General features: G+C 28.1%; 7 protein-coding genes and 1 pseudogene. All 8 read left to right on the forward strand.

Annotation, left to right across the window (positions count from 1 at the left end; genetic code table 11):
* Positions 1–142, forward strand: a pseudogene (locus EG57_RS26125) (ornithine carbamoyltransferase); the annotation flags it as partial.
* Between the two features lie 31 nt (positions 143–173).
* On the forward strand, positions 174–1,112 hold the full coding sequence (arcC, locus tag EG57_RS0224770) for a carbamate kinase (RefSeq protein ID WP_032079746.1): 939 nt from the start codon (positions 174–176) through the stop codon (positions 1,110–1,112).
* Positions 1,113–1,454: 342 nt separating this feature from the next.
* On the forward strand, positions 1,455–1,625 hold the full coding sequence (locus tag EG57_RS26900) for a hypothetical protein (protein ID WP_200880613.1): 171 nt from the start codon (positions 1,455–1,457) through the stop codon (positions 1,623–1,625).
* A 192-nt stretch (positions 1,626–1,817) separates the two neighbouring features.
* Complete coding sequence (locus EG57_RS0224775; RefSeq protein WP_032079747.1) at positions 1,818–2,339, forward strand: NUDIX hydrolase; 522 nt, start codon at positions 1,818–1,820, stop codon at positions 2,337–2,339.
* Between the two features lie 69 nt (positions 2,340–2,408).
* A complete protein-coding gene (gene spoIIM, locus EG57_RS0224780; RefSeq protein WP_032079748.1) occupies positions 2,409–3,059 on the forward strand; it encodes a stage II sporulation protein M in 651 nt (216 codons plus the stop codon).
* Positions 3,056–3,289, forward strand: a complete 234-nt coding sequence (locus EG57_RS0224785; protein WP_032079749.1) for a hypothetical protein — start codon at positions 3,056–3,058, stop codon at positions 3,287–3,289. The genes spoIIM and EG57_RS0224785 overlap by 4 nt, the downstream gene beginning before the upstream one ends.
* A 25-nt stretch (positions 3,290–3,314) precedes the next feature.
* Positions 3,315–4,193 carry a site-specific tyrosine recombinase XerD gene (gene xerD / locus EG57_RS0224790; RefSeq protein ID WP_032079750.1) on the forward strand — a complete coding sequence of 293 codons (879 nt, stop codon included), beginning with the start codon at positions 3,315–3,317 and terminating at the stop codon, positions 4,191–4,193.
* A 164-nt stretch (positions 4,194–4,357) separates the two neighbouring features.
* Entirely contained in the window at positions 4,358–5,542 is a 1,185-nt protein-coding gene (locus tag EG57_RS0224795) for a D-alanyl-D-alanine carboxypeptidase family protein (RefSeq protein WP_032079751.1), read from the forward strand.
* The last annotated feature ends 970 nt before the right edge of the window (positions 5,543–6,512 follow it).

The following is a 6,512-nucleotide window of genomic DNA, read 5'->3' on the forward strand; positions in this document are numbered from 1 at the left end:
AGAAGTTTATGAAAAATTCGGATTAAAAGAATTAGAAGTTTCAGATGAAGTATTTGAAGGTAAACATTCAGTAGTATTCGATGAAGCTGAAAATAGAATGCACACTATAAAAGCTGTTATGGTTGCAACACTAGGAAAATAGTAGAGTTATTTTATATTTGGAGGTAATAATAATGAGAATTGTAGTAGCTTTAGGCGGAAATGCGTTGCAAGCTGAAGGAAAACCAGCAACTGCAGAATCACAGTTAGAAGTTGTTAATGAGACAGTTAAATATTTGGCAGACATGATTGAAAAAGGTCATGAACTAATTATAGCGCATGGTAATGGTCCTCAAGTTGGTAGACTTGTTATCCAAAATGAATATGCTAGTAAAGTAACACCAGCTATGCCTTTTGATGTTTGTGGTGCTATGAGCCAAGGAATGATTGGATATCATATTCAACAAGCTTTAAAAGATGAATTAAAGAGAAGAAATATAGATAAGCCAGTATCTTCAATAATCACACAAGTTGTTGTTGATAAAAATGATAAAGGTTTCGAAAAACCAACTAAACCGATTGGACCTTTTTATAGTGAAGAGGAAGCTAAAGATTTAGAAAAAGAAAAAGGCTACATAATGGTAGAAGATGCAGGTAGAGGATATAGAAGAGTTGTTGCATCTCCTCAACCTGAAAAAATAGTTGAACTCAATACTGTAAAAACATTAGTAAATGAAGGACAAGTAGTTATAACTGTCGGAGGTGGTGGTATTCCTGTAGTAGAAGACGAAAAAGGTTTTCTTCATGGGGTAGCAGCAGTTATCGATAAAGATTTTGCTTCTGAGAAGCTTGCTGAAGATTTAAATGCTGACATGTTATTAATTTTAACAGCAGTAGATAGAGTAGCTATAAACTTTGGTAAATCAAATCAGAAGAATCTTCCAGTTATGAGTATAAAAGATGCTGAAAAGTATATAAATGAAGGACAATTTGCTCCAGGAAGTATGCTTCCTAAAGTAAAAGCAGCAATTAAGTTTGCAGCATCTAAAAAAGGAAGAAAAACTTTAATTGCATCTTTAAATAGAGCAAAAGATGCACTAGTTGGAAATAGTGGAACAATAGTAGAACAATAGTTGTAAGTTCATAGCCTTTTATAAATATAATATAAATAAAAAATTTCTAAAAATGAGTATTTGTTATGTTTAGATTTAAATATAGCAAATACTTATTTTATTAATAAAATTATTTTGAAGTTATTGTTTTTACTATCATTTCTATTTTTCTTATTGAATAAATTGCTAAATAAGTGTAACATATAGATATAAAAAGTAAATTGTAATTATAATTAATTATTAGTTTAAGGAAATAATAAAAATTTTGTAATAGTTGTGTAAAAGATATTATAAAATTAAAAATATAGATATTCTAAAAAAGAAAATAGGGACATAATATTTTAACAAAAGGAAGGTGATAGTATGAAACTTGATCTAGATATTGAAGAAATTAAAAACATAAAAGATTTATTAATGAGTAGAATTAATGATCTAAGGGATAAATTAGCAGATGATCAGGACAAAGAAGAAGAAGTAAAGGAAATTATAAGAAATTACAAAAGGCTTGTGAAGAAGATTGAAAGTCAAATATGAAAATGAAAAATAAATTAGCACTACCCTCTAGATAATAATGTTTTAATATTGTCTAGAGGGTAGTGCATTATTTACAAATAAAAAAGTTTAATGATATTCCTATAATTGACAAGTATATATGTAAAGTATAAAATTAATTTAATTAAATAAAAATTTACATGTATTATTTATGAAACTTGGAGGTAATATAAGGTGCAGTTTGAAGAAAAAACTTTACTCAATGAAAATATATATAAAGGTAAAATTATTGAAGTTAATTTGAAAACCGTTGAACTTCCTAATGGAAAAGAGGGAAAAAGAGAAATAGTAAACCATCCTGGTGGAGTGGCTATACTTGCATATAAGGACAAAGAAACCATACTTTTAGTAGAGCAGTTTAGAAAACCTTTAGAAAGAAACTTATTAGAGCTTCCAGCAGGGAAAATTGAAAAAGGTGAAGAACCAAAAATTTGTGGCATAAGGGAGCTTGAAGAAGAAACAGGGTATAAGGCAAATAAATTTGGTTATTTAGGGAAAATAGTTACAAGTCCTGGATTTTGTGATGAATATATATATTTATATAAGGCAGAGGATTTATATAAAGGAAGTACAGGTTTACAGGATGAAGATGAATTTATAAATGTAAAGGAATTAAAAATAGATATTATAAAAGAAATGATCAAAAAAGGTGAAATAATAGATGCTAAAACTATAAGTGCTTTTATGATGGAGTAATGTATGCATATAACTCTTTTGTTTTTCATAGATATTTAAAAAGGTGATTAACAAAAGGGGGATGAAGTTATGTCAGAAAACAAAGTATTAGGACTTTTAAATAAGCATGTACAAAGTAATTTTTGGCTGTATATTATAAGTCTTCTATGTATATGTACAGGTATAGTACTAGGAATGTACAGTGTAAGGTACATGGGAAGTTTTGATAAAACAGATCTTCTAAGCTACATTAAAAATTTTAATGCAGCCATTAATTCAGGAAATATAAGTTATAAATCTATATTCTCAGAAACATTAAAAAGTAATGTTCCTATCTTACTGGCAATGTGGTTTCTTGGTCTTACTATGATAGGAATTCCTATCATTTTAATTATAGACATTATGAAGGGGTTTACTATTGGGTTTACTATAAGTTTTATGGTAAATGGAATGGGAATGAAAGGGATGATGTTTTCACTTCTTGGAGTATTACCACAAAATATAATATATATTCCATGCTTTATATTAGCTTCAGTAATTGCTATGGATTTTTCTATGGCAATATTAAAAGATAAATCTAATAGACAATGGACATCTAATATTTGGGTTATGGTTACATCATATTCATTATCATTTTTGCTAGTAGCTGCAGTTATGTTTGTAGGTTTTCTTATGGAAACATATGCAACGCCTAATATAGTTAAACTTATTATAGCAAGTGTTGGGAGCATTATAATATGAACATAGATGAGAAGACATATGATTTTGCAATAACTGTACTAAAATGCTTCTTTATATTAATAGTTTTAGGATTGTTTTTACCCAAATTATTAGATTATGTTTTTTATAATTTTATAAATAAGCCTAATGTTTATGATAATAGTATATTAGTAAATAATTTAGTTCATAGAAATATTGATATCCTCCATAATTATATTATTGTTTTCAATAAATTTTTAGGGCTTTGGTAAACTGTTCTAAAAGGTGGGGAAAAATATGGATAAAGTTTTATTAAAATACATTGAAAATTTAGAAAAAAAAAATGTAAGCAAAAATACTATGGATGCTTATGTAAGAGATGTAAGTAAGTTTTATAATTTTATAAAGGAGAAAGATGAAAATATACTAGGAATAGAAGTAGTTTCTGTAATGGCATATGTTCAACAACTGCAAAAAGAAGGAAGAGCGACTTCTTCTATTATACGAAACATAGTTTCTCTTAGAAATTTTTATAAGTATCTTACAGTTAAAGGATTTATAAATGAGAATCCTATGGTTAATTATGAAATACCAAAAGTTAAGCATAATATTCCTAAAATTTTAACTGTAGAGGAAGTAGACATGCTTCTTTCGGCACCAGATTTAAGTACAAATAAAGGCATAAGAGATAAAGCTATGCTAGAAATGCTTTATGCTACTGGTATGAAAGTTACAGAAATTTTGAATGTTACTATATATGATATAAATTTAAAGCTTGCTTATATAAAATGTAAAGGTTCGAAAAATCAAGAAAGAATTATACCTATAGGTTCTATAGCTATAAAATGCTTAGAAGAATATTTGAAAATAAGGCAAGAAATTAATATATATAATTTGGATCTTCTTTTCATAAATTTGAGAGGAATTCAAATGACAAGGCAGGGATTTTGGAAGATAGTAAAATATTATGCAAAGATTGCAGGAATAGATAAACATATAAATGCCTTTACTCTAAGACATTCCTTTGCAGTTCATTTACTTCAAAATGGAGCTGACATAAAGTCTGTGCAGGAATTGCTTGGGCATAAAGATTTATCAGCAACTCAAATATATTCTTCTATTTCTAGAAAGAATAAAATTGCAGAAGTATATAAAAAATCACATCCTAGAGCATAGAGGGTATCATAGCTAGAGTTAAATTTTCTGAATTTGTTAATTTTTTAAATAAAACATACAATATTTTAAACAAGTTTTAAATTTGTCAAGCAATATTTTTTATTTCCTCATAATATTATTAGTTTCGGGAAAAAATACATTTTGAAGAAAGGAGGAAATAAAAAATGAAAAAGAAAACTTTATTAAGTATAATACTAATTTTATCTTTAGTTTTAGGTATTTTTACAAAAGCAGTTAAAGCTGAACCAAAAGCAAATACTAAGGGTGAAGATAATTTGATGAAAGTAGATGCTAAATCGGCATTACTTATTGAGCCTTTAAGTGACAAAATAATTTATGAGAAAAATTGTCATGAAAAATTAGCACCAGCTTCAGTTACAAAGATTATGACTATGCTCTTAACGATGGAGAATGTGGATTCAGGTAAAATAAAATTATCTGATAAGGTTACTATAAGCGAAAATGCAAAAAAGATGGGTGGAAGTTCTATGCTTCTTGATACAGGGGAAGTAAGAACTGTAGAAGAATTAATAAAAGGAATAGGTATAGCTTCTGGTAATGATGCAGCTGTTGCTATGGCAGAATATTTAGGTGGTAGTGAGGAAGGTTTTGTTAAACTTATGAATGAAAGAGCTCATAAGCTTGGAATGAAAGATACTAATTTTAACAATTGTACAGGATTGAGTTCACCAGGACATGTTACTACAGCTTATGATATAGCTATTATGTCGAGAGAGTTGTTAAAACATCCAGATATATTAAAGTATACAGGTACATATATGGAAACTATATCTGAGGGAAGAAAAAGTCCTATAGGTTTAGTAAATCATAATAAGCTTGTGAGATTTTTTAAAGGCTGTGATGGTTTAAAAACAGGATTTACGGATGAAGCTAAATATTGCATATCTGCAACGGCTACAAGAGATGGAGTGAGAATGTTAGCTGTAATAATGGGGTCTCCTACATATAAAGTAAGAAACAAAGATGCAAGTATGCTTATGAACTATGGATTTTCAAAATATGAAAATAAAAAACTTATGGAAAAAGGAAAAGATGTTGAAAAAGTAAATTTAAATAAAAAAGGAGATAGATTCTTTATAGCAAAAGCACAAGATGATTTTAGTGTGGTTGTAGAAAGGGGAAAAGATGCTAAGGTAAGCAAAAAAGTAGTTATAGATAAAGCAAAAAAAGAATATAAATCTAATGAAATAGTAGGACATTGCGAAGTATATGTAGAAGGTAAATTAGTAGGGAAAGTTAAAATTTATAGTGATCGAGATGTAAAAAAGCCAGGAGTTATTGGAAACTTAAAGGATAACTTTGTAAGAATATTAGATAGGGGAGTATAAATAGATTGACTTATAATTAGATACTGTGGATAATTAATATGTATACTTAGACAATCAAATTTCAGATTTTAAGCATAATGCGACATAAAGGTGCAGTAGAAGTTTGAATTTTAACTTTTACTCCGTGATATATGATAAGTGTTTCATCACGGCTAAATGTTTTAATTATTCTAAAGCTTGAAGATTTGGAAAACCTAAGAACTTTGTCAAACTCGGTTCCCTCAAACAGGACTAAAGTTCTAAGGCTTTCCAAATCTTCAAGCTAAGAATAATATTAAAACAATTTAGCTTATGTGATGAAACACTTACCATATATCACTACATAAAAGTTAAAATCCAAACTAGTAACTTCAAGTGTATGCATATAATTACATTGTTATAAGTAGTTTTAGTAAGTCAAATTTATATTTATAATCGCAACTTATAATGCTTAAAAATTAAGGCGTAGCTTGCTGCTAGACTAATATATTTCATTTAAAAGCAACTTGCTTTCTACATATATAGAAATACTTTAAAAGAAATTTATTATTTAAGTTGTTGAAAAATATAACATAAAAAAACATGCAAGTATCTCATAAATGTAATAATCAACAAATTTATTATTTTTTCAGGCTCCGTCATAGAATATTATTAAAACAGCTAAAATATGCATAAATTGGATAATAAGTATTATGAAATCTGAGCTTTCTATTGAGAGTTATGTAATAATATATTATATGTATACGCAATGCACTGAAAAGTAACTTTCAACTGTATGGAGACTGATATATGCTGTGAAGGAAGATGCAAACGAATTTTAGAAGTTCTTTGCTTAAGATATTGAAAAATTTCGTAATTTTTGCCAGGACGGCAAAAGCTCCGAAAGCGACAGGACGTCGCATTTGAGGAGGTAGAAATTTTTCAATATCTTAAGCATTAGAACTTCTTAATGAAGTGAGTTTTCCTTCACAGCATATATCAGCCGGAATAC

It is taken from the genome of Clostridium drakei (genome assembly GCF_000633595.2).
GTDB lineage: Bacteria > Bacillota > Clostridia > Clostridiales > Clostridiaceae > Clostridium_AM > Clostridium_AM drakei.

What these genes read in the sequence shown, in the direction of transcription:
- arcC (WP_032079746.1), top strand. Translation starts at nt 174, where the DNA reads ATGAGAATTGTAGTAGCTTTAGGCGGAAATGCGTTGCAAGCTGAAGGA.
- EG57_RS26900 (WP_200880613.1), top strand. Translation starts at nt 1,455, where the DNA reads ATGAAACTTGATCTAGATATTGAAGAAATTAAAAACATAAAAGATTTA.
- spoIIM (WP_032079748.1), top strand. Translation starts at nt 2,409, where the DNA reads ATGTCAGAAAACAAAGTATTAGGACTTTTAAATAAGCATGTACAAAGT.
- EG57_RS0224785 (WP_032079749.1), top strand. Translation starts at nt 3,056, where the DNA reads ATGAACATAGATGAGAAGACATATGATTTTGCAATAACTGTACTAAAA.
- xerD (WP_032079750.1), top strand. Translation starts at nt 3,315, where the DNA reads ATGGATAAAGTTTTATTAAAATACATTGAAAATTTAGAAAAAAAAAAT.
- EG57_RS0224795 (WP_032079751.1), top strand. Translation starts at nt 4,358, where the DNA reads ATGAAAAAGAAAACTTTATTAAGTATAATACTAATTTTATCTTTAGTT.